This window comes from Pseudomonas sp. D1HM (assembly GCF_019266105.1).
Classification (GTDB): domain Bacteria; phylum Pseudomonadota; class Gammaproteobacteria; order Pseudomonadales; family Pseudomonadaceae; genus Aquipseudomonas; species Aquipseudomonas taetrolens.
Genome location: NZ_LRMN01000019.1, coordinates 84,073 through 106,568, shown reverse-complemented (window position 1 = coordinate 106,568; position 22,496 = coordinate 84,073). Strand labels below are relative to the sequence as shown.

The 22,496-nt window shown below is 57.7% G+C and carries 17 protein-coding genes; 12 read left to right on the top strand and 5 right to left on the bottom strand.

The window, feature by feature from the left end:
* Positions 1-8 precede the first annotated feature (8 nt).
* From AWM69_RS18695 to AWM69_RS18640, 12 genes are all read left to right on the top strand, one after another.
* Positions 9-185, top strand: coding sequence for a hypothetical protein (locus AWM69_RS18695; protein WP_003176118.1), 177 nt, complete (start codon positions 9-11; stop codon positions 183-185).
* Complete coding sequence (locus AWM69_RS18690) at positions 169-3,123, top strand: sensor histidine kinase (protein ID WP_162199361.1); 2,955 nt, start codon at positions 169-171, stop codon at positions 3,121-3,123. The genes AWM69_RS18695 and AWM69_RS18690 overlap by 17 nt, the downstream gene beginning before the upstream one ends.
* A 22-nt stretch (positions 3,124-3,145) precedes the next feature.
* A complete protein-coding gene (locus AWM69_RS18685; protein ID WP_131654981.1) occupies positions 3,146-4,579 on the top strand; it encodes a sigma-54 dependent transcriptional regulator in 1,434 nt (477 codons plus the stop codon).
* A gap of 741 nt (positions 4,580-5,320) precedes the next feature.
* Positions 5,321-6,715, top strand: a complete 1,395-nt coding sequence (locus tag AWM69_RS18680; RefSeq protein ID WP_218727922.1) for a polynucleotide adenylyltransferase PcnB — start codon at positions 5,321-5,323, stop codon at positions 6,713-6,715.
* Positions 6,716-6,718: 3 nt separating this feature from the next.
* Positions 6,719-7,219 carry a 2-amino-4-hydroxy-6-hydroxymethyldihydropteridine diphosphokinase gene (gene folK, locus AWM69_RS18675; RefSeq protein WP_218727920.1) on the top strand — a complete coding sequence of 167 codons (501 nt, stop codon included), beginning with the start codon at positions 6,719-6,721 and terminating at the stop codon, positions 7,217-7,219.
* A 204-nt stretch (positions 7,220-7,423) separates the two neighbouring features.
* Entirely contained in the window at positions 7,424-8,224 is an 801-nt protein-coding gene (gene panB, locus AWM69_RS18670) for a 3-methyl-2-oxobutanoate hydroxymethyltransferase (RefSeq protein ID WP_048383725.1), read from the top strand.
* On the top strand, positions 8,221-9,081 hold the full coding sequence (panC, locus tag AWM69_RS18665) for a pantoate--beta-alanine ligase (protein WP_218727919.1): 861 nt from the start codon (positions 8,221-8,223) through the stop codon (positions 9,079-9,081). Before panB ends, panC begins: the two co-directional genes overlap by 4 nt.
* Before the next feature lie 263 nt (positions 9,082-9,344).
* Complete coding sequence (pgi, locus tag AWM69_RS18660; protein WP_218727917.1) at positions 9,345-11,009, top strand: glucose-6-phosphate isomerase; 1,665 nt, start codon at positions 9,345-9,347, stop codon at positions 11,007-11,009.
* Between the two features lie 48 nt (positions 11,010-11,057).
* Positions 11,058-11,927 (top strand): oxygenase MpaB family protein, encoded by an 870-nt coding sequence (locus AWM69_RS18655; RefSeq protein WP_218727915.1) that lies wholly within the window; start codon positions 11,058-11,060, stop codon positions 11,925-11,927.
* Positions 11,928-12,049: 122 nt separating this feature from the next.
* The gene (locus AWM69_RS18650; protein WP_218727913.1) at positions 12,050-13,231 is read left to right on the top strand and encodes an acetyl-CoA C-acetyltransferase; all 1,182 of its coding nucleotides are present in this window, start codon (positions 12,050-12,052) and stop codon (positions 13,229-13,231) included.
* A gap of 165 nt (positions 13,232-13,396) precedes the next feature.
* Positions 13,397-14,410, top strand: a complete 1,014-nt coding sequence (locus AWM69_RS18645; RefSeq protein WP_048383715.1) for a class I SAM-dependent rRNA methyltransferase — start codon at positions 13,397-13,399, stop codon at positions 14,408-14,410.
* A gap of 110 nt (positions 14,411-14,520) precedes the next feature.
* Positions 14,521-17,445, top strand: coding sequence for a DUF748 domain-containing protein (locus AWM69_RS18640; protein ID WP_218727912.1), 2,925 nt, complete (start codon positions 14,521-14,523; stop codon positions 17,443-17,445).
* A gap of 174 nt (positions 17,446-17,619) precedes the next feature.
* Here AWM69_RS18640 and AWM69_RS18635 read toward each other — a convergent pair whose 3' ends face one another.
* The 5 genes from AWM69_RS18635 to rbfA form a co-directional block, all read right to left on the bottom strand.
* A complete protein-coding gene (locus AWM69_RS18635; RefSeq protein WP_048383710.1) occupies positions 17,620-17,973 on the bottom strand; it encodes a BON domain-containing protein in 354 nt (117 codons plus the stop codon).
* 287 nt (positions 17,974-18,260) lie between these two features.
* Complete coding sequence (gene pnp / locus AWM69_RS18630; RefSeq protein ID WP_048383708.1) at positions 18,261-20,366, bottom strand: polyribonucleotide nucleotidyltransferase; 2,106 nt, start codon at positions 20,364-20,366, stop codon at positions 18,261-18,263.
* A 225-nt stretch (positions 20,367-20,591) separates the two neighbouring features.
* Complete coding sequence (rpsO, locus tag AWM69_RS18625) at positions 20,592-20,861, bottom strand: 30S ribosomal protein S15 (RefSeq protein WP_048383704.1); 270 nt, start codon at positions 20,859-20,861, stop codon at positions 20,592-20,594.
* Positions 20,862-21,022: 161 nt separating this feature from the next.
* On the bottom strand, positions 21,023-21,940 hold the full coding sequence (gene truB / locus AWM69_RS18620) for a tRNA pseudouridine(55) synthase TruB (protein WP_048383701.1): 918 nt from the start codon (positions 21,938-21,940) through the stop codon (positions 21,023-21,025).
* A 3-nt stretch (positions 21,941-21,943) separates the two neighbouring features.
* Positions 21,944-22,345, bottom strand: a complete 402-nt coding sequence (gene rbfA, locus AWM69_RS18615) for a 30S ribosome-binding factor RbfA (RefSeq protein WP_048383699.1) — start codon at positions 22,343-22,345, stop codon at positions 21,944-21,946.
* Between the last annotated feature and the right edge of the window lie 151 nt (positions 22,346-22,496).

Genomic DNA, 22,496 nt, shown 5'->3' with positions numbered 1-22,496 from the left:
AGGGCAGGATGTATATCTATCGATTGGTCCTGTTACTGGTTGTCGGGATCTACCTGTTTTCTCCCGCCATCATGGATTGGTGGATCGACGCGACGGGCGCCTGGTACAGGCCCTATCTGCTCTGGCTGATTCTGATCGTTGTGACCTTTATTCTGCAGAGCCAAAAAGATGCCGATGAGCTTTAGCCTGACCCAGATGATCCTCATCAGCGCCGCTTATCTGACGGTGCTGTTTGGCGTAGCCTGGATCAGTGAACGCGGCATGATCCCGCGCGCAATCATTCGTCACCCGCTGACCTACACCTTGTCACTTGGCGTGTACGCCAGCGCCTGGGCGTTTTATGGCACGGTCGGCCTCGCTTACGAGTACGGCTACGGGTTCCTCTCCAGCTACCTCGGCGTTTCCGGGGCCTTTCTGCTGGCCCCGGTGCTGCTGTACCCGATTCTGAAAATCACCCGCACCTATCAACTCTCATCGCTCGCCGACCTGTTCGCCTTTCGTTTTCGCAGCACCTGGGCCGGAGCGCTCACCACGATTTTCATGTTGATTGGCGTGCTGCCGCTGCTAGCCCTGCAAATCCAGGCGGTAGCAGACTCCATCAGCATCCTGACCCGCGAGCCGGTACAGCATCGTGTCGCCCTGAGTTTCTGCGCACTGATCACCCTGTTCACGATTTTCTTCGGCTCGCGGCATATCGCAACCCGTGAAAAACATGAAGGCCTGGTGTTTGCCATTGCCTTTGAGTCAGTGATCAAGTTGATTGCCATTGGCGGCGTCGGCCTTTATGCGCTGTACGGTGTGTTCGATGGCCCGCAGCAACTTGAAGTGTGGCTGCTGCAAAATCAGACCGCCCTCGCCGCCCTGCACACGCCCCTGCAAGAAGGGCCGTGGCGCACGCTGCTGCTGGTGTTTTTTGCCTCCGCCATTGTCATGCCGCACATGTATCACATGACCTTCACCGAGAACCTCAACCCGCGAGCGCTGGTCAGTGCCAGTTGGGGCTTGCCGCTGTTTTTGCTGTTGATGAGCCTGGCCGTACCGCTGATTCTCTGGGCGGGACTCAAACTCGGCGCCACCACCAACCCCGAGTACTTCACCCTCGGTATCGGCATTGCTGCAAACAGCAAATCCCTGGCATTGCTGGCCTATATTGGCGGCCTGTCCGCCTCCAGCGGCCTGATTATCGTCACCACCCTGGCGCTGTCCGGCATGGCCTTGAACCACCTGGTGCTGCCGCTGTACCAACCACCAGCCGAAGGTAATATCTACCGCTGGCTGAAATGGACCCGTCGGGCACTGATCGTGGCCATCATCATGGCCGGCTATGGTTTCTACCTGCTGCTGGGTGCCGAGCAGGACCTGGCCAACCTGGGCATTGTCGCCTTTGTGGCCACGCTGCAGTTCCTGCCGGGCGTACTCTCGGTACTGTACTGGCCAACCGCTAACCGTCGCGGCTTCATCGCCGGGCTATTGGCGGGGATCAGCGTCTGGATGATCAGCATGCTGTTCCCGCTGGTCGGCAACTTCCAGGGGTTCTACATCCCGTGGCTGAACATGATCTACGTGCTGGACGAAACCAGTTGGCACATGGCAGCCATCGCGTCGCTGGCCGCCAACGTCCTGATGTTCACCCTGATTTCGCTGTTCACCAATGCCAGCGCTGAAGAAACCAGCGCCGCAGAAGCGTGTGCCGTCGACAACGTGCGGCGCCCGCAACGTCGTGAACTGCATGCGGCCTCGCCACAAGAATTTGCCACGCAACTGGCCAAGCCGCTGGGGGCCAAGGCTGCGCAAAAGGAAGTCGAGCAAGCCTTGCGCGATCTTTACCTTCCCTTCGATGAACGACGGCCATATGCCTTGCGGCGCCTGCGGGACCGGATTGAAGCCAACCTCTCCGGCTTGATGGGCCCCAGCGTCGCGCAAGACATGGTCGAAACCTTCCTGCCTTACAAATCAGGCGGCGAAAATTACGTCACCGAAGACATTCACTTCATTGAAAGCCGGCTGGAAGACTATCACTCACGCCTCACAGGCCTGGCCGCCGAACTTGATGCATTGCGCCGCTATCACCGCCAAACCTTGCAAGAACTGCCCATGGGCGTGTGTTCGCTGGCCAAGGATCAGGAAATCCTGATGTGGAACAAGGCCATGGAAGAGCTGACCGGCATCCCGGCGCAACGGGTGGTGGGCTCACGACTGAACACTCTGGGCGACCCTTGGCGCCAGCTGCTGCAAGGCTTCATCGACCTGCCCGACGAACACTTGCACAAGCAGCATTTGGCCCTCGATGGCCAGACTCGCTGGCTGAATTTGCACAAGGCGGCCATTGATGAACCCTTGGCCCCAGGTAACAGTGGCCTGGTGTTACTGGTCGAAGACCTGACAGAAACGCAGATGCTCGAAGACAAACTGGTGCACTCCGAGCGCCTGGCCAGTATCGGACGCCTTGCGGCGGGGGTGGCTCATGAAATCGGCAACCCGGTCACCGGCATCGCCTGCCTGGCGCAGAACCTGCGCGAAGAACGGGAAGACGACAGCGAATTGACCGAAATCAGCAGTCAGATTCTTGAGCAGACCAAACGCATCTCTCGCATCGTCCAGTCCTTGATGAGCTTTGCCCATGCCGGCAGTCATCAACACAACGATGAGCCCGTTTGTCTGGCCGAAGTAGCCCAGGATGCCATCGGACTGCTGGCCTTGAACCGGCGCAATTTCGAGGTGCAGTTTTACAACCTCTGCGATCCCGACCACTGGGTCGATGGCGACCCTCAACGTCTGGCCCAAGTGCTGATCAACTTGCTGTCCAACGCCCGTGATGCCTCCCCTGCCGGTTGTGCAGTGAGGGTCAAGAGTGAAATCAGCGAACACACCGTCGACCTGATTGTGGAAGACGAAGGTACAGGTATTCCGAAGAACATCATGGACCGATTGTTCGAACCTTTTTTCACCACCAAGGACCCTGGCGAAGGCACCGGTCTGGGCCTTGCACTGGTCTATTCCATCGTTGAAGAGCATTATGGACAGATCACCATCGACAGCCCGGCTGACATTCAAAGCCAACGCGGAACCCGTATCCGGGTGACATTACCGCGTCATGTCGAAGCGACGTCCGCTGTGAACTGAGACCGTCGAGAGAACCGAATCAATGCCGCATATTTTGATCGTCGAAGATGAAACCATCATCCGCTCCGCATTACGCCGTTTACTGGAGCGTAATCAGTACCAGGTCAGCGAAGCTGGCTCGGTGCAGGAGGCGCAAGAGCGTTTCAGCATTCCCTCGTTCGACTTGATTGTCAGCGACCTGCGCCTGCCTGGCGCCCCGGGCACCGAACTGATAAAGCTGGGTCAAGGCAAGCCGGTGCTGATCATGACCAGCTATGCCAGCCTGCGCTCAGCCGTTGACTCGATGAAAATGGGGGCTGTCGATTACATCGCCAAACCCTTTGATCATGACGAAATGCTGCAGGCCGTTGCCCGCATCCTGCGTGACCGGCAGAACGCCCAAAGTGTTCCCGCCGAGCGCACTGCCAAAACGGCTGCCGCCGATAAACCCGGTGTGGATAACAGCAACGCCGAAATAGGCATCATCGGTTCATGTCCGCCGATGCTCGACATGTACAGCAAAATCCGCAAAGTCGCGCCCACCGACTCCAATGTCCTGATTCAAGGCGAGTCCGGTACCGGCAAGGAGCTGGTCGCCCGCGCACTGCACAACCTGTCGAAGCGCGCCAAAGCGCCGATGATCTCGGTGAACTGTGCTGCGATCCCTGAATCGCTGATCGAATCCGAACTGTTCGGCCACGAAAAAGGGGCGTTTACCGGCGCCAGCGCAGGACGTGCCGGATTGGTCGAAGCGGCCGATGGCGGGACGCTGTTCCTCGATGAAATCGGTGAGTTGCCGCTCGAAGCCCAGGCGCGACTGCTGCGGGTGCTGCAAGAAGGTGAGATTCGCCGCGTGGGCTCCGTGCAATCGCAAAAAGTGGATGTGCGCCTGATCGCAGCAACCCACCGGGATCTCAAAAGCCTGGCCAAGGTCGGTCAGTTCCGCGAAGACTTGTACTACCGCCTGCATGTCATCGCGCTCAAGCTCCCCGCCTTGCGTGAGCGTGGCGCCGACGTCAACGAAATTGCCCATGCGTTCCTCGCTCGTCAAAGTGCCCGCGTAGGCCGCACCGACTTGAAGTTCGCCCCTGATGCCGAGCGTGCCATCAGCCATTACTCATGGCCAGGTAACGTTCGCGAGCTGGAAAACGCTGTAGAGCGTGCCGTAATCCTGTGCGAAAACCCGGAAATCTCGGCCGACCTGCTGGGCATCGATATCGAGCTGAGCGATCTGCAAGATGACGACTTCATCGGTCTGGCTCCCCAGCAAAGCATCGGTAGCGGTAACACCAGCCTGGACCCGAGCGAAGACCTGTCGCTGGAGGACTACTTCCAGCATTTCGTTCTGGAACATCAGGACCACATGACCGAGACCGAGCTGGCCCGTAAACTCGGGGTTAGCCGTAAATGTCTGTGGGAACGCCGCCAGCGCCTGGGTATTCCACGCAGGAAAACCGGCGTCGCCAGCGAGAACTGAGGAGGAGGTAACACTCCCCAACGTGAAAAAACTGTTACCTCCGTCTAAACACGTAACAAAAGCCGGGTCTTACGGTAACGAAGACCCGGCTTTTTTTGGCCCTCAAAAAAGCAAAAACCTAGAAACCCCCTTATTTTGCTGGCCCTCACAAAAGTTGGCACGACCCCTGCTATATGTATCCGTACAAGAACAATAAGAATCACAGCAGCACACAATAAAAATAAGACGTATCGGCTCACGCATAACAAAAACAACACGGCGGAGGCGCAGCTAACTGATTCTTTTGGAGAGGCGTTGATATTGGGGCCAGCCCCACGACTAGGCAGAGAACAACAAAAACTGCACTTAAAGCAGAGCCTGAACTAGTTGGATCACTGATCACATCAACACAGCGACCAAAGCAATCCGTTTGCTCTTATCTCCCGATTGGGAGGGCTACACAGGCAAAACCTCTGTAGCCAGGGCGATTAACAAAAACAAGAAGCCCGCAATCAATAATAAAAATAGAGCACGCAACTACTTCTGGGGGAGCTTCGGCTCCCCTTGTGGTTTCTGCCTTTCAGCAAAATCGTCAACCTGTCTAAACCCTGCCTTTTACCGCTATTTTCACTGTCCGGACGCAGCTTCGGCAGGCTGAACGGCTCAGCTTCCTACACCATCCCCTGACTAAATGCTAGAATCCCCGCCCATCATGCGGTCATTCCTCGTTTTGGCCGAACATTCCTTCAAACAGTGCATCCCATGCTGAAGAAGCTGTTCCAGTCATTCCGTTCCCCCAAGCGTCATACGCAACAACTGCGTAGCACCCCTGAAGTGCTCAACAGCAGCCAACACTCGCTGCAACGTGCCCAGTTCAGCCGGTACGCAGTCAATATCGTCGAGCGCCTGCAGAACGCCGGGTACCAGGCCTATCTGGTCGGTGGTTGCGTACGCGACATGATGCTCAACATCACGCCCAAGGACTTTGACGTCGCCACCAGCGCGACGCCAGAACAAGTGCGTGCCGAGTTCCGCAATGCGCGGATCATCGGTCGGCGCTTCAAGTTGGTACACATCCATTTCGGTCGTGAAATCATTGAGGTTGCGACCTTCCGCGCCAATCACCCGCAAAACGACGAAGAGGAAGACAGCAACCAGTCCTCGCGTAACGAAAGCGGGCGCATTCTGCGCGACAACGTCTATGGCACCCTTGAAGAAGACGCCCAGCGTCGAGACTTCACGATCAATGCCCTGTATTACGATCCGGTCAGCGAGCGCATCCTCGATTACGCCAACGGCGTACACGATATTCGCAATCGCCTGCTGCGCCTGATTGGCGATCCGCAACAGCGCTATCAGGAAGACCCCGTGCGCATGCTGCGGGCTGTGCGCTTTGCCGCCAAGCTCGACTTCGGCATCGAAAAGCACACCGCCGCCCCGATTCGTGAACTGGCGCCGATGTTGCGCGAGATCCCGTCTGCCCGCCTGTTTGAAGAAGTCCTCAAGCTGTTCCTCTCGGGAAGTGCTTCCGACACCTTTGAAATGCTGGTTGATCTCGAGCTGTTTGATCCGTTGTTCCCGGCCAGCGCCGAGGCACTGGAACACAACCCGACGTACACCCATACGTTGATCAGCGAAGCACTGCGCAACACTGATCTGCGGATCAAACAGGGTAAACCGGTCACGCCGGCGTTCCTGTTTGCAGCCTTGCTGTGGCCTGCCCTGCCAGCGCGCGTCCTGCGTCTGCAGGATCGTGGCATGCCGCCAATTCCGGCAATGCAGGAAGCCGCCCACGAACTGATCAGCGAACAGTGCCAGCGGATTGCAATCCCCAAGCGCTTCACCATGCCGATCCGCGAGATCTGGGACATGCAGGAACGTCTACCGCGTCGCAGCGGCAAACGCGCCGATATGCTGCTGGACAACCCGCGTTTCCGTGCAGGCTATGACTTCTTGCTGCTGCGCGAAGCCGCAGGCGAGCAGACCAATGGCCTGGGTGAGTGGTGGACGGATTACCAGGATGCCAACGAAAGTGGCCGCCGCGATATGATCCGCGACCTGAGCAACGCCAAAGATGATGGCGCAGGGCCTGCACCGCGCAAGCGTCGCCGCACCAGCAGCAGTAAACGCAAACGCAGCAGCGCCGCGGACGAGTAAGCGATGGAGCGTATCTACATCGGTATGGGCAGCAATCTGGCTGACCCACACGATCAATTGCGCAGCGCTGTCCAGGCGTTGACGCAATTGCCCGAGTCCCGATTTGTCGGGGTTTCGGCGTTCTATCAAAGTGATTCGCTACTGCCCGGCCAGCCACGCTATACCAATGCCGTGGCGGCCATCGACAGCACACTTGCGCCTCTGGACTTGCTCGATGCCCTGCAAGCCATTGAGCGTGATCAAGGTCGTGAACGGCACGAGCGTTGGGGCCCACGCACACTGGACCTGGACATCCTGCTGTTCGGTGATCGACTGATCGACGAACCACGCCTCAAAGTCCCGCACTACCACATGCATGCCCGCCCCTTCGTGCTTTACCCGCTGGCCGAGCTGGCACCCGCCTCCCTCGAACTCGCGGATGGCCGCAGCCTCGAGCAACTCTTGGCTGAGTGCCCATTTGTCGGGCTGGAACGGGTCAACCCCAGCGCTGAATCGAATCAATAACCGCGGTAACACCTGTGCGGTAACACCCGGAATTGACTTCCAGAGTCCTCGTCACGACTATAGGCATCCCGCTGCCGTTCACTGGACGGCGCAATGTGAAATGCAGGCTTTCCAAGCACCCTCTATAAGGTGTGCCTGTTTATAACGATGAATCACGCGCGTTACTCGCAGTGGTTATCACACTGCCTGACGAGGACCCTTTTCATGCCAGCTATCACCTTGACCTCCCTGCAAAGCCTTAAGCAAAAAGGTGAAAAAATCACCATGCTGACGTGCTATGACGCCACCTTCGCCCACACCTGCAATCAGGCCGGTGTCGAAGTGTTACTGGTCGGCGACTCCCTGGGCATGGTTTTACAAGGACATGACAGCACTTTGCCAGTCACCAACGCCGAGATGGCGTATCACGTGGCATGCGTCAAACGCGGCAACCAGGACGCCATGATCATTGCTGACCTGCCCTTCATGGCGAATGCCACGCTCGAACAAACCCTGAACAACAGCGCTCAACTGATGAAAGCAGGGGCGCACATGGTCAAGGTCGAAGGTGCCGTCTGGCTGGCCGAGTCGATCCGAGTGCTGACCGAGCGCGGCATCCCGGTGTGTGCACACATGGGCCTGACGCCACAGACGGTGAATGTCCTGGGCGGTTACAAAGTCCAGGGGCGCAGCGAGAACCAGGCTCGCCAGATGCGTGCCGATGCCATTGCACTGGAACAGGCGGGCGCGGCGATGCTGCTGCTTGAATGCGTACCGAGCGAATTGGCAAAGGAAATCACCCACGCCGTGAATATCCCGGTCATCGGCATCGGTGCCGGCAGCGATACTGACGGCCAGGTGCTGGTGCTGCATGACATGCTCGGCTTGTCACTCACCGGGCGCATGCCCAAGTTCGTAAAGAACTTCATGGCGGGCCAACCTGACATTCAATCGGCAATCAGCGCGTACGTGACTGAAGTCAAAGCCGTCAGCTTTCCTGGCACTGAACACGGATTCTCTGCATGAACACTGTAAAAACCGTCCGCGAGTTACGCGCCGCTGTCGCCCGGGCGCGCAGCGAAGGCAAGCAGATCGGCCTCGTCCCGACGATGGGCAATCTGCACAGCGGGCATACTGCCCTGGTCACCACGGCAGCTCAGCAAGCCGATTTTGTGGTCGCGAGCATTTTCGTCAATCCGCTGCAGTTTGGCGCCAACGAAGACCTCGATACCTACCCGCGCACGCTCGCGGCCGATCAGGAGAAACTCCTGCAGGCGGGCTGTCATTTGTTGTTCGCACCTTCCGTGGAAGAGATGTACCCCCATGGCATGTCAGGCCTGACGCGAGTCAAGGCCGCTGAACTGAGCAATGAACTGTGCGGCAGCCGCCGCCCCGGGCATTTCGATGGCGTGACCACGGTCGTCAGCAAGCTGTTCAACATGGTTCAGCCCGACCTGGCCATCTTCGGACAAAAGGACTATCAGCAGTTGGCGGTCATTCGCGCCATGGTGCATGACCTGAATATGCCGATCCAGATTATTGGCGAGCCGACAGTACGGGCCGACGATGGGCTGGCCTTGTCTTCACGCAACGGCTATTTAAGCGAAGAGCAACGCGCTGTAGCGCCAGCGCTGTATCGCCACCTCAGCGAAATGGCCCGTGCCGTTGAAGCAGGAGAGCGCGATTACCCCGCGCTGGTGAGCCAGCACGCGGGTGAAATCGAAGCCGCCGGGTTTCGCCCGGATTATCTGGAAGTGCGCCACGCGCGGACATTGCTCCCGGCACACGTCACTGACCGTGATGTGGTCATTCTGGTTGCCGCCTATCTGGGCAGCACGCGTCTCATCGACAATGTGCACCTCAATCTCGACAGCGTGCTCTGATATCAGCGGTTGCCGGGATCATTGATTCACCCGTCTTCCTTCAACGATACTGAAACGCTTCAGCTTGCGTCACACCGCCGTGACAAAAGTCAGTCCGCGTTGTCAGACAAAAGCAAGACAGAAGCAGGCGCGGGGTTTAATGTAATCGCCCTGCTTCTGACTGACGTGCAGAAACAGACTGACCGAATACCCCGATGTCAAATCGGAGGTTTCGATGTTTCCGGTGTCCAAAAGGCAGTTCAAGCAAAAGGATATTCGCAGCGATGGCGTACTACCGCACTCCTCACGACGTTACCGCTCTGCCCGCTTGGCAAGCGTTGAAACTCCACCGCGCCGACATGCAAAACTTCAGCATGCGCGATGCGTTTAACAGCAACCCGAAACGCTTTGAAGAGTTCACTCTGAGCAGCTGCGGGTTGTTTCTGGATTACTCGAAAAACCTGATCACCAACGAAACCCGTGAACTGCTGGTTGACCTGGCGAATGAGGTCGACCTCAAAGGGGCGATCCATTCGCTGTTCTCGGGCGAAATAGTCAACGCCTCTGAAGGCCGCCCGGCCTTGCACACCGCCTTGCGCCGCCCCGTGGCCGACAAACTGTCGGTGAATGGCGTGAACATCATGCCTGAGGTGCATAAAGTCCTGAATCAGATGACCGAACTGGTCGGTCGGATTCACGATGGCCTGTGGCGCGGCTACACCGAAAAACCTATCACTGACATCGTCAACATCGGTATTGGCGGCTCGTTCCTGGGCCCTGAGCTGGTGTCTGAAGCGTTGTTGTCCTACGCGCAAAAAGGTGTTCGCTGCCATTACCTGGCGAACATCGATGGCACTGAGTTCCATGAGCTTTCCCACAAGATTCGTGCCGAAACCACGCTGTTTATCGTTTCGTCCAAATCCTTCAACACCCTTGAAACCCTGAAAAACGCCCAGGCCTCCCGCGCCTGGTACCTGGCACAGGGTGGTTCGGAAGCAGAACTGCATCGCCACTTCATCGCCGTATCGAGCAATAACGCGGCGGCGGTAGCGTTCGGTATTCGTGAAGAAAACATCTTCCCGATGTGGGATTGGGTGGGCGGTCGTTACTCGCTGTGGTCCGCCATTGGCTTGCCGATTGCGCTGGCCATCGGCATGTCCAACTTCAAGGAGCTGCTGTCCGGCGCCTACAGCATGGATCAGCACTTCCAGAACGCCCCCTTCGAACAGAACATGCCGGTCTTGATGGCCGCGCTAGGCGTTTGGTACGGCAACTTCTGGGGCGCGAAGAGCCACGCGATCCTGCCGTATGACCACTACTTGCGCAACATCACCAAGCACCTGCAACAGCTGGACATGGAGTCCAACGGCAAGAGTGTTCGGCAGGACGGCACACCGGTGTCTACCGATACGGGCCCGGTCATCTGGGGCGGTGTAGGCTGTAACGGCCAGCACGCGTATCACCAGTTGCTGCACCAGGGTACGCAAATGATCCCGGCCGACTTTATCGTGCCGATTGTTAGCTTCAACCCGGTGGCCGATCACCATCAGTGGCTGTACGCCAACTGCCTGTCGCAGAGCCAGGCGCTGATGCTGGGTAAAACCCTTGAAGAAGCCGAAACTGAATTGCGCGACAAAGGCATGTCCGAGGCCGAGGTGCAAAAACTCGCACCGCACAAGGTGATTCCGGGCAACCGCCCGAGCAACACTCTGGTGGTCGAGCGCATCAGCCCACGTCGCCTCGGGGCACTGGTTGCACTGTACGAGCACAAGGTCTTCGTACAGAGCGTGATCTGGGGCATCAACGCCTTCGACCAATGGGGTGTCGAGTTGGGCAAAGAGCTCGGCAAGGGTGTCTACAACCGCCTGACCGGTCTCCAGGAAGAGCCTGCCGACGATGCTTCGACCCAAGGCCTGATCAACTACTTCCGCGGCCGTCATCGCGGTTGATTGATAGCCGGCCAGTCGCCTGCGACTGGCCGGCACAACCGAGAGCGCATGGAATTCATCCGCCGCCCCATCGAACGCCAGATCATGAGCCTGAGCGGGCTTTCACTCGGCCAGCTCGATCTCGAAAATCCCAAAGGCGACCCCGGCCTGTTTGGCCCGGAGTCCATCAGTTGGCAGGTACACGGTGATTTCACCAGCATGCTGATTGGCGGCATCAGCGCCTTGATGCTGCAAGCCTTGCACCCTCTGGCTCTGGCCGGGGTGTGGGATCACTCCAACTTTCGCCAGGACATGCTCGGACGGCTACGCCGCACCGGACAGTTCATTTCCGGCACGACCTTTGGCGCCACCCAGGACGCCAACTGGCTGATCGACAAAGTACGCACCATTCACCTGCAAGTAACAGGCTCCGCCCTCGATGGCCGCCCCTATGCTGCCAGCAATCCCGAGCTGCTGACCTGGGTACACGTGGCTGAAGTCAGCAATTTCCTTGCTGCCCACCTGCGTTATCGCAACCCGCACTTGTCCGAGGCTGACCAGGACCGTTACTACGACGAAATAGCCTTGGTGGCGGAACACTTGGGCGCCACCCACGTGCCGCGCACGCGCCAGCAAGTTGCGACTTACCTGAAGGACATTCGCCCGCAATTACAGTGTGACGAGCGCAGCCATGAAGTTATCCGGTTGCTGCTGAACGCCCCCTCCCCCAGCCGGCTCGCCAAACCCTTCCGCGCCCTGATGATGCAAGCCGGAATTGACCTGCTGCCGGATTGGGCCAGTGATCAACTGGGGCTTTCTCAACGCCCGCTGACTCGTCAGCTGATTCGTACCGGCGTTAACAGTACGGCGCCCATCCTGCGCTGGGCTGTACGCAATGGCTCGGTGCAGCGGGCACGGCGGCGGATGGGACGTTTGTAGACGCTGCCAAAGGCTGCGATAAAGCCCGAAGCCCGTAGCGGCTACACGATTTGGCCATTTCTATGCCAACATGCCCGCCAGTTTTCAGGCACTGCATTCCAATAATAAAGGGGACTCCCGTCATGCAAGACGTCGTAATTGTTGCCGCTACCCGCACTGCTGTTGGCAGCTTTCAGGGCTCGCTGGCCCAGGTACCTGCCGTAGAACTTGGCGCGGCGGTCATTCGCCAGTTGCTGGCACAAACCGGTGTGGACGGTGCTCAGATCGACGAAGTGATCATGGGCCAGGTCTTGACCGCCGGTGCCGGCCAGAACCCTGCACGCCAGGCCGCGATCAAAGCAGGGCTGCCCTTCGCCGTACCGGCACTGACCCTGAACAAGGTCTGCGGCTCCGGTTTGAAGGCTTTGCACCTGGCGGCACAGGCCATTCGCTGCGGCGATGCCGAGGTGATCATTGCCGGCGGCCAGGAAAACATGAGCCTTTCCCATTACGTCATGCCTGGCGCACGTACCGGCCTGCGCATGGGTCACAGCCAGATCGTCGACACCATGATCAGCGATGGCCTGTGGGATGCGTTCAACGATTACCACATGGGCATCACTGCCGAAAACCTTGTGGATAAGTACAACATCAGCCGTGAAGATCAGGACGCCTTCGCCGCCCTGTCTCAACAAAAGGCAATCGCGGCCATCTCGGCGGGGCGTTTTGTGGATGAAATCACGCCGATCCTAATTCCCCAGCGCAAGGGCGACCCACTGTCGTTCGCCACCGACGAACAACCTCGTGCAGGCACCACCGCCGAAGCACTGGGCAAATTGAAACCCGCGTTCAAAAAAGACGGTACTGTCACCGCAGGCAACGCCTCCTCACTCAATGACGGTGCGGCAGCGGTCATGCTGATGAGCGCGGCCAAGGCCAAAGCCCTGGGGTTGCCGGTGCTGGCCAGAATCGCCGCTTACGCCAATGCCGGCGTTGACCCGGCCATCATGGGGATCGGGCCGGTGAGTGCCACTCAACGCTGCCTGAGCAAAGCCGGCTGGAACCTTGAGCAACTGGACCTGATCGAAGCCAACGAAGCCTTCGCTGCCCAAGCGCTATCAGTCGGCAAAGAGCTGGCGTGGGATGCCAACAAGGTCAATGTCAACGGCGGGGCCATTGCCATCGGCCACCCGATCGGTGCATCAGGTTGCCGGATCCTCGTCACTCTGCTTCATGAAATGCTCAAACGTGACGCCAAAAAAGGCCTCGCCACCTTGTGCATCGGTGGTGGCCAAGGCGTGGCACTGGCAATCGAACGCGAGTAAAAACCGCAGCCGCTGCCGCTGCCGCAGACTGCAATGGACTGCACCGCCTGCCTGACACTCAGAAGGCCCTGCGGGGCCTTATCGCAGCCTTCGGCAGCGGCTGCAAACCCGCCCCTTCTATTCTGTTAAACTGCCGCGCCTTATCCATCCCCCAAGGCGCACCGCATGTCTTCCTTGAATCAGGCGCTGCGCGCCGCCCTCGATAACCGTCACGACCTGCTGGCCGAACTGCACACTCAGGGCACGGATTGTTATCGCCTGTTTCACGGTAGCCAGGAAGGTGCCGGCGGTCTGACCATTGACCGTTATGGCCCACAGCTACTGGTCCAAAGCTTCCATCAACGGCTTGAACGCGATGATCTCTTGCAACTGCATGAGACGATCAATCGCCATCTGGACCTGGATTTGCTGCTGGTATACAACGACCGCTCCCAAGGCAACTCGCGCATTGATCGGGATGACACCGTGTACCGCGCCGAGGACGCCGCACTGGCCGATATGGTCGGGCATGAATGGGGGCTCAACTACCGCGTACGCGGGCGTCATGCCGGTCAAGACCCCCTGCTGTTTCTTGACCTGCGCAACGCTCGCGGCTGGGTCAAACAACACAGCGCTGGCAAAAGCGTACTCAATCTCTTCGCCTACACCTGTGGCGTCGGCCTGAGTGCTGCTGCGGGCGGCGCGCGTGAAGTCTGCAACCTGGACTTTGCCGAAGGCAACCTGGCGGTAGGCCGCGAAAATGGCCTGCTGAACCCGGAGTTGAAAACGATGAAGTTCGTGCAGTCGGATTACTTTGCGGCTATCCGCCAGTTGGCCGGCCTGCCGATCATTCAACGCCGCCACAAACTGCCGGCCTATCCGCGCCTTGAACCCCGTGAATATGACCTGGTGCTGCTCGACCCGCCGGCATGGGCCAAGAGTGCTTTCGGGACTGTCGACCTACTGCGTGATTACCAAAGCTTGCTCAAGCCGGCGGTACTGGCCACCGCGCCTGATGGCGTGCTGATTTGCTGCAATAATCTGGCAAAAGTCAGCATGGACGACTGGCGCGAACAGGTTCTACGATGTGCCGAGAAGGCTGGACGCCCGGTTCGCGACTGGCAGGTTCTGACACCGGCCAGCGATTTTCCGTCCCTGGACCAGCAACCGCCATTGAAAACACTGATTCTCCAGTTTTAAAAAGCCTGGCAGGATACGAACGACTTCGAGGAAATAAGGCCTTCGTATCGGAACCAGAAACGCGTGCCATACTCAAAGGCACCTCCGACTGCATAAGACGACGCCAGCACATGCTCAAAGGATTGATCCGCGCCCTCGGCGCCGCACTGATTGCTCTCGCACTTTATAGTTTGCTGGGCTTCCTGATCTTGCCCGGAATTGGCTTGAGAATTATCAACCAGCAACTGGCCAACTACGCCACTGTCCCCGCCAAACTCGACAGGCTGGAGCTTAACCCCTTCAGCCTGGAGCTGACCTTGTGGGGCTTGACCGTTGGCGAGCCGGGCAAGGAACAAGTCGGCTTTGAGCGGTTCTACACCAATCTGCAGGTAGACAGCCTGTGGACCAAAGCCTTGCACCTCACCGAGGTGCAACTGGACAAGCCCAAGACAGAATTGCTGTTTGCCAAGGACGGAACACTCAATCTGACCCAGCTGTTCAAACTCCCTGCCAGCGAACCCACACCGAGCGATCCAGACAGCAAACCGTTCCCGGTGCGCATTGATAACATCAAGCTCGCAGACGGCTATCTGCACTTCGTCGACAAGCGTCCCGGCGAGCCCATCGAGTTCCTGTATGACGCAATGAATCTTGAGCTGAAGAACCTCAGCACCTTGCCCGATGACAATGCCGACATGACGCTGGTTGCAGCGGGGCCCGAGGGTGGCCGTATCGACTGGAACGGCACACTGAGCCTGGTACCGATTGCCTCCAAAGGCTCGCTCAAGGTCACCGATGGCAAGATGAAAGTCTGGTGGCCTTATGTCCGTGACGCGCTACCACTGGTCCTTGAAGACGGCGTCCTTAACTTCAGCACCGACTACACATTGAATCTGGCCAAAGAGACCGAAATGGTCCTGAGCAACGCCTCAGCCAGTATTGCCCCTTTCAGGATCAACGCTCCCGACGGTCGCCCCCTGGCACGCCTTGAACGGCTGAATGTCAGCGACACCACCGTTGACCTGGCGAAGCAGAAAGTTGTCGTCGGTAAAATCGACAGCAAAAACCTTGAAACCTGGGCAACCCGTGAAAGCGATGGCCAGCTCGACTGGCAAAAGCTGTTTGCCGGCCAACCGGCCAGGACCGCACCCACCTCCACAGACCCAGTAACCGTCGAAGCACCGAAACCTGAGCCCGTGGCACCAGGCAAACCCTGGCAAGTGCTGCTCAAGGACGTCCAGCTACGCGATTATCGGGTTCACCTCGCGGACAAAGAACCAAAAACGCCTGTGGCGCTGGATATCGGCCCACTGAACCTGGATCTGAAAAACTTCGACAGCCTGAATCAGTCCCCTTTCAGCCTCAAGCTCGACACGGGCATCGGCAAGCAAGGCAAGCTCACTGCCAGCGGTGACGTTAACCTGAGTCCCATTAGCGCCAAGCTGAAGGTCACCACCAAAGACATCGACCTGCGTGTCGCTCAAGCCTACATCGACCCGTTTGTGCGACTCGAACTGCGCAGCGGCATGCTCGGGAGTGATCTGGCCGTCGACCTCACGAACGTCGAGCCTTTAGCCTTTACCGTGGATGGCCAGGTTCAGGTCGATCAGTTGCACACGCTCGACACCCTCAAGAATCGCGACTTCCTCAAGTGGCAACGCCTGGTTCTGGAGAACCTCAAGTACCAACACGGCGACAGCCTGTCGATGAGCCGGGTCAACCTCACCCAGCCTTACGTGCGTTTCATGATCAATGATGATCGCACCACCAACGTGGATGACCTGCTGATCCCGCAACCCGCAAACAGTGGCAGCACCAGTGCTGCCAAGCCGGCTGCCAGTCAGGAAAAACCGCTGGGCATCCATGTCGGCGGGATTGTTATCAACAATGGCTCGGCCAACTTTGCCGACTTCAGCCTGACCCCCAACTTCGCCACGGCCGTCCAGCAGCTCAACGGGCAAATCGGCACCATTGACAGCCGTCAGGCCAAGCCGGCCTCGGTTAATATCGCAGGCAAGGTCGACCGTTATGCTCCCGTCACGATCAAAGGCAGCGTCAATCCGTTCGATCCAATGGCCAGTCTCGATATTGCGACCAGTTTCAAACGTGTCGAGCTGACCACCCTGACACCCTACTCAGGCAAGTTCGCCGGCTACCGTATCCGTAAAGGCCGCCTGAACCTCGACTTGCATTACCTGATCACCAATGGGCAGCTCAAGGCCGAGAACAAAGTAGTGGTCGAGCAATTGCAACTGGGTGAGAAAGTCGACAGCCCGGATGCCGTCAATTTGCCCTTAAAGCTGGCCATCGCCCTGCTCAAGGACTCCGACGGCAAGATATCCATTGAACTGCCGGTCACGGGCGACCTGAACAACCCTCAGTTCAGCGTCATGCCTATCGTCTGGCAAACCCTGCGTAATCTGGTGGTACGGGCGGCTCAGGCACCCTTCAAATTCATTGGCGGGCTGATTAGCGGCGGAGGCGCTGAGGACCTGGGTACGGTGTCATTCACCTCAGGCTCGAGCGAGCTGAGCCCTGATGCCCAAAAGTCGCTCACAACGCTTGCCAGCGCCCTTAAAGAGCGTCCTGCACTGCGTCTGGAGATCGAAGGCACCGCCGCGCAAAAAAGCGACGGGCCACCGATTGCCCAAGAGCGACTTGAACGGGAATACCAATACACCTACTACAAGATTCTTCAGCGTCGCGGCGAGAAAGTTCCCGCACAGGCATCCGAACTCAACGTTCCTGATGATGAGAAAGGCGCCTTGCTTGAAGGCATTTATCGCGCCCGTCTGAAACAGCAACCGCCAGCTGAGTGGGCTGACCTGAGTCGTACCGAGCGGACCAGCAAAATGAGCGACGCCTTGATCACCTTCTGGGGAACAAGCGAAGTCTTGCTGCGTCAGCTGGGACAAGAGCGCGCCAGCAGTATCAAGGACTATCTGGTGGACAAGGGCCAACTGGCTGACGAACGCGTTTACTTCGTCGATGCCACGCTGGGTGAGCCCGAGAGCGACGGTCGAGTAATCTCGCCCCTGCATCTGGACAGCGAATAACGACAACCTGCCTGACGGCAAAATCCCGCCAAAATAGAACAGCCCCCGACGCAAGCGCCGAGGGCTGTAATGGCCATATCCATATGGCCGTCGCATGAACCTATTTGAAAGCCAGCAGATGCTTCACTTGAATCATCTGCTCCTGCTTTCCCCCGGCTCTACGAGAAAGTGTAATTACTCAGACTTCAGGCCATCAGCCGAAACGGCTTGAACACCTTTGATCTTTTTGGTGATGTCGACAGCGAGTTGTTTCTGCGCGTCGGTGATTGCTACGTCTGATGACAGGGAAACTACGCCCTTATTGGTTTCAACCTTGATGTCGCTGCCCGGAATGCCTTTCTCAGTCAGCAGGTCCGACTTGACCTTGGTGGTGATCCAGGTATCAGAAGTAGCTTCCTTGGCTTTCTCTACTTCACCTGCAGCCACAGTCATCGGGGCTTGAGTAGAAGCCTGGGCGGCAAATGCAGCATTGGCCATGGTCAGGGTCAGAGCGGTAGCAGTTGCAGCAGCGATAGCGAACTTCTTCATACGAGTAACTCCTGTCTTCTTTAAAATCTGCGCCGTCTTATGGCAGCAGGGTTACCAGTAATATTGCAGTCTCTGTGCCAACTTCCATCGCCAGACAAAACCCTTATAAATCAACAAGTTAACAATTATATTAATTCGCCAGGTCGTGCAGAATGCATGACATCCGGCAAAAATGCGTGCAACTTGCGGCTTTCAGCTCATGGCCTTTCGCCCAAGGCCGCGATATTCCTGCAGGCATAAAAAAAGGATCCCGAAGGATCCTTTTTTCTACCCGGGCATCGAAGCGATTACGCTTCCGATGCCTTGGCTGCTGCTACGTCCTTGATGGACAGCTTGATACGGCCGCGGTTGTCCACGTCCAGTACCAACACTTCCACTTCCTGACCTTCTTTCAGAATGTCAGTCACTTTCTCTACACGAGCGTCGCTCAGCATGGAGATGTGAACCAGGCCGTCTTTGCCCGGCAGGATGTTTACGAATGCGCCGAAGTCGACGATACGCTCAACCTTGCCCACATAGATCTTGCCGATCTCGGCTTCGGCAGTGATGCCCAGAACGCGCTGACGCGCCGCTTCTGCTGCTTCTTTGGTCTCGCCGAAGATCTTGATCGAACCGTCGTCTTCGATGTCGATCGAAGCCTTGGTTTCTTCACAGATTGCACGAATGGTTGCGCCGCCTTTACCGATAACATCACGGATTTTGTCGGTGTCGATCTTCATCGCGATCATGGTCGGAGCGTTGGCCGACAGTTCGTTACGCGACTGGCCAATGATCTGGTTCATCTGACCCAAGATGTTCAGGCGAGCTTCCAGGGCCTGGCCCAGGGCGATCTCCATGATTTCTTCGGTGATGCCTTTGATCTTGATGTCCATCTGCAGCGCGGTAACACCTTTAGAGGTACCGGCTACTTTGAAGTCCATGTCGCCCAGGTGGTCTTCGTCACCCAGGATGTCGGTCAGGACGGCGAACTTCTCGCCTTCTTTAACCAGACCCATGGCGATACCGGCAACCGGTGCCTTCATCGGAACACCCGCGTCCATCAGTGCCAGGGAAGCACCGCAGACCGAAGCCATGGAGCTGGAACCGTTGGATTCGGTGATTTCCGATACAACACGGATGGTGTACGGGAACACGTCGGCAGCAGGCAGCATGGCCTGAACCGAACGACGCGCCAGACGGCCGTGACCGATTTCACGACGACCGGCACCGCCCATGCGACCACACTCACCTACCGAGAACGGAGGGAAGTTGTAGTGCAGCATGAACGGGTCTTTTTTCTCGCCTTCCAGGGTGTCCAACAGCTGCGCGTCACGGGCAGTACCCAGAGTTGCAACAACCAGTGCCTGGGTTTCGCCACGGGTGAACAAAGCCGAACCGTGGGTCTTTGGCAGAACGCCGACTTCAATGTTCAGGGGACGAACAGTTTTGGTGTCACGACCATCGATACGCGGCTTGCCGTTTACGATGTTTTCGCGAACGGTGCGGTATTCGATTTCGCCGAATGCAGCTTTGACTTCAGAGGAAGTCGGCTGACCTTCTTCGCCCGACAGCTTGGCAACTACCTGGTCTTTCAGCTCGCCCAGACGCGCGTAGCGATCGGCCTTGATGGTGATGGTGTAAGCCTGGGAGATCGCTTCGCCGAACTCGGCACGGATAGCGCCCAGCAGTGCGGTCGCTTCTGGCTGTGGAGCCCAGTCCCACGTTGGTTTTGCAGCTTCGGCAGCCAGCTCTTTGACAGCCTGGATAACAACCTGGAATTCGTCGTGGGCAAACAGTACAGCGCCCAGCATCTGGTCTTCGGTCAGCTCTTTGGCTTCCGATTCAACCATCAATACGGCTTCAGAAGTACCCGCTACAACCATGTCCAGGCTGGAAGCAGCCAGTTGCTCGTAAGTCGGGTTCAGCAGGTAGCCGGTGCTTTCGTGGTAAGCGACACGGGCAGCGCCGATCGGACCATCGAAAGGAATACCGGAGATTGCCAGCGCAGCCGAAGTACCGATCATCGCAGCGACGTCCGGATCGGTTTTCTTGCTGGTGGACAGAACGGTGCAGACAACCTGCACTTCGTTCATGAAGCCTTCCGGGAACAGAGGACGGATCGGACGGTCGATCAGTCGCGAAGTCAGGGTTTCTTTCTCGGAAGGGCGACCTTCACGCTTGAAGAAACCGCCCGGGATTTTGCCCGCGGCGTAGGTTTTTTCCTGGTAGTGAACAGACAGAGGGAAGAAGCCCTTGCCTGGATCGGCTTGCTTGGCACCGACCACAGTCACCAACACGCTGACGTCGTCGTCAACGGTGACCAATACTGCGCCGGAGGCCTGACGGGCGATACGGCCAGTCTCGAGGGTGACGGTCGACTGACCGAACTGGAATTTTTTGATAACCGGGTTCACGGTGTCCTACCTTCTCTTTGTGGCTCTTGGGGAACGGGTTTCTTGCGAAATACGTGTGCACTGTCGGGCATGACCCGACTCAAGATGCTTACGGAAACGGCCTGTACGGCGAGCTTTCGTAAAGGTCCTGCTGGTCCAGATAAAACTTGAGGCTGGAAGCCTGCCGTACGCCTGCGGGAAACCCGCAAGCGCACAACAGCCAACCAGCCTCTAGCAACATCGCTATTAGCGACGCAGACCCAGGCGAGCGATCAGCGTTGCGTAACGGCTGATGTCTTTACCCTTCAGGTAGTCCAGCAGCTTGCGACGCTGGTTTACCATACGGATCAGACCACGACGGGAGTGGTGATCTTTACCGTTAGCCTTGAAGTGACCTTGCAGCGTGTTGATGTTAAAGGTCAGCAGTGCAACCTGCACTTCTGGAGAACCTGTATCACCTGGAGCGCGCTGGTAGTCGGCTACGATTTCTGCTTTATGTTCGATTGTCAGTGCCATGTGGCTTTCCTTTCATTAAGGAGCTGCTTGCGAACAAGACAGATCCAATAGGCCGAGGACAAATCCTCGTATTTAAAAGTGAGATGTGACCGTGCCTAATAACAGCCACCCTCGTTCCAGTACGGAACAGGACAGTTACATCCTGATCCGGCCTGTTCCGGTCATTCTGACCGAATCAGTCGACGCGGCGCGATGCGCCCGTCTTCGCTCACTTCACCGATACCGATAAAGCGACCGTTGTGATCTTGTACCCGCACCATTCCGAACTTCGGAGCATCCGGAGCGCGTACCGGTTGGCCATTCAGCCAGTAGAACGCGCTGTGCTCCGAGAAGTGCAGCAACGGCCAGTCCAGCAAACCGCTGTCCGATGGCATCAGGAAGCGATCAACCGCCTCATTGCCGCCTTCGGCATGTACTGCCTCCAACTCTTCCAGCGTCACCGTTTGGGCCAGGCTGAAAGGTCCGGCATGCGTACGACGCAGCTCTGCAACATATGCACCACACCCCAGCGCCTCACCGATATCTTCCACAAGGGTACGGATATAGGTGCCTTTGGTGCAGTCGACGGCCAAGCGCGCAGTGTCGCCTTCGCTGGCCAGTAATTCGAGGCGGGTAATAGTAACAGAACGTGGTTCACGCTCCACCACTTCGCCTGCACGAGCCAGCTTGTAAAGCGGCTGGCCGTCACGCTTGAGCGCCGAGTACATCGGCGGTATCTGACTGATTTGCCCACGAAACTTGGGTAAAACAGCTTCGATATCGGCGCGACCAACGGTCACTGGGCGCGTCTGCAAAACGTCACCTTCAGCGTCCGCTGTGGTGGTGGTCTTGCCCAATTGCATCAAGGTTTCATAACCCTTGTCGGAATCGAGCAGGTATTGCGAAAACTTGGTGGCCTCACCAAAGCACAATGGCAGTACGCCACTCGCCAATGGATCTAGGCTACCGGTGTGCCCTGCCTTCTCGGCATTGAGCAGCCAGCGGACTTTCTGCAAGGCAGCGTTGGATGTAAATCCAAGAGGCTTGTCGAGCAGGATGATACCGCTGACGTTACGACGGATACGCTTGACCTGAGCCACCGGTTACTCCTTGGTGTCTTCAGGAGCAGTGGCTTCAGGATGCTGATTGTCTTCAGCCACTGCACGCTCGATCAAAGCGGACAGGTGAGCACCACGCACAACACTTTCGTCGTAGTGGAAGTGCAGCTGAGGAACACTGCGCAGTTTCATTTCGCGCGCCAGTTGCATGCGCAGGAAACCTGCAGCCGAATTCAGCACCTTGATGGTCTGAGCGATATCTTCAGCATTATCCTGACCCATCACGGTGATGAAGATCTTCGCATGACCGACGTCACGGCTGACTTCAACGGCTGTAATGGTGACCAGACCCACACGCGGGTCTTTGACTTCACGACGGATCAGCTGGGCCAGCTCGCGCTGCATCTGATCGCCAATACGTTGGGTACGGCTATATTCTTTTGCCATGTCTTGTTACCTGTTACTCACCCATGGGAAACCCATGCGGTCTGAAAGCGGCAAACGCCCGGCCCGACAGAAGCCGGACCGGGCGTTGCGTTTAGAGTCCAGGCCGAGCGTAAAGCATTTGCATGCCGTAGCCCGTCCTCGCTCTTGAGGC

Coding starts and splice junctions, on each gene's coding strand:
- AWM69_RS18645 (WP_048383715.1), top strand. CDS start 13,397: ATGTCTTCCTTGAATCAGGCGCTGCGCGCCGCCCTCGATAACCGTCAC.
- AWM69_RS18650 (WP_218727913.1), top strand. CDS start 12,050: ATGCAAGACGTCGTAATTGTTGCCGCTACCCGCACTGCTGTTGGCAGC.
- pgi (WP_218727917.1), top strand. CDS start 9,345: ATGGCGTACTACCGCACTCCTCACGACGTTACCGCTCTGCCCGCTTGG.
- rbfA (WP_048383699.1), bottom strand. CDS start 22,345: ATGGCAAAAGAATATAGCCGTACCCAACGTATTGGCGATCAGATGCAG.
- AWM69_RS18680 (WP_218727922.1), top strand. CDS start 5,321: ATGCTGAAGAAGCTGTTCCAGTCATTCCGTTCCCCCAAGCGTCATACG.
- AWM69_RS18690 (WP_162199361.1), top strand. CDS start 169: ATGCCGATGAGCTTTAGCCTGACCCAGATGATCCTCATCAGCGCCGCT.
- panB (WP_048383725.1), top strand. CDS start 7,424: ATGCCAGCTATCACCTTGACCTCCCTGCAAAGCCTTAAGCAAAAAGGT.
- AWM69_RS18655 (WP_218727915.1), top strand. CDS start 11,058: ATGGAATTCATCCGCCGCCCCATCGAACGCCAGATCATGAGCCTGAGC.
- folK (WP_218727920.1), top strand. CDS start 6,719: ATGGAGCGTATCTACATCGGTATGGGCAGCAATCTGGCTGACCCACAC.
- AWM69_RS18695 (WP_003176118.1), top strand. CDS start 9: ATGTATATCTATCGATTGGTCCTGTTACTGGTTGTCGGGATCTACCTG.
- panC (WP_218727919.1), top strand. CDS start 8,221: ATGAACACTGTAAAAACCGTCCGCGAGTTACGCGCCGCTGTCGCCCGG.
- AWM69_RS18635 (WP_048383710.1), bottom strand. CDS start 17,973: ATGAAGAAGTTCGCTATCGCTGCTGCAACTGCTACCGCTCTGACCCTG.
- AWM69_RS18640 (WP_218727912.1), top strand. CDS start 14,521: ATGCTCAAAGGATTGATCCGCGCCCTCGGCGCCGCACTGATTGCTCTC.
- rpsO (WP_048383704.1), bottom strand. CDS start 20,861: ATGGCACTGACAATCGAACATAAAGCAGAAATCGTAGCCGACTACCAG.
- AWM69_RS18685 (WP_131654981.1), top strand. CDS start 3,146: ATGCCGCATATTTTGATCGTCGAAGATGAAACCATCATCCGCTCCGCA.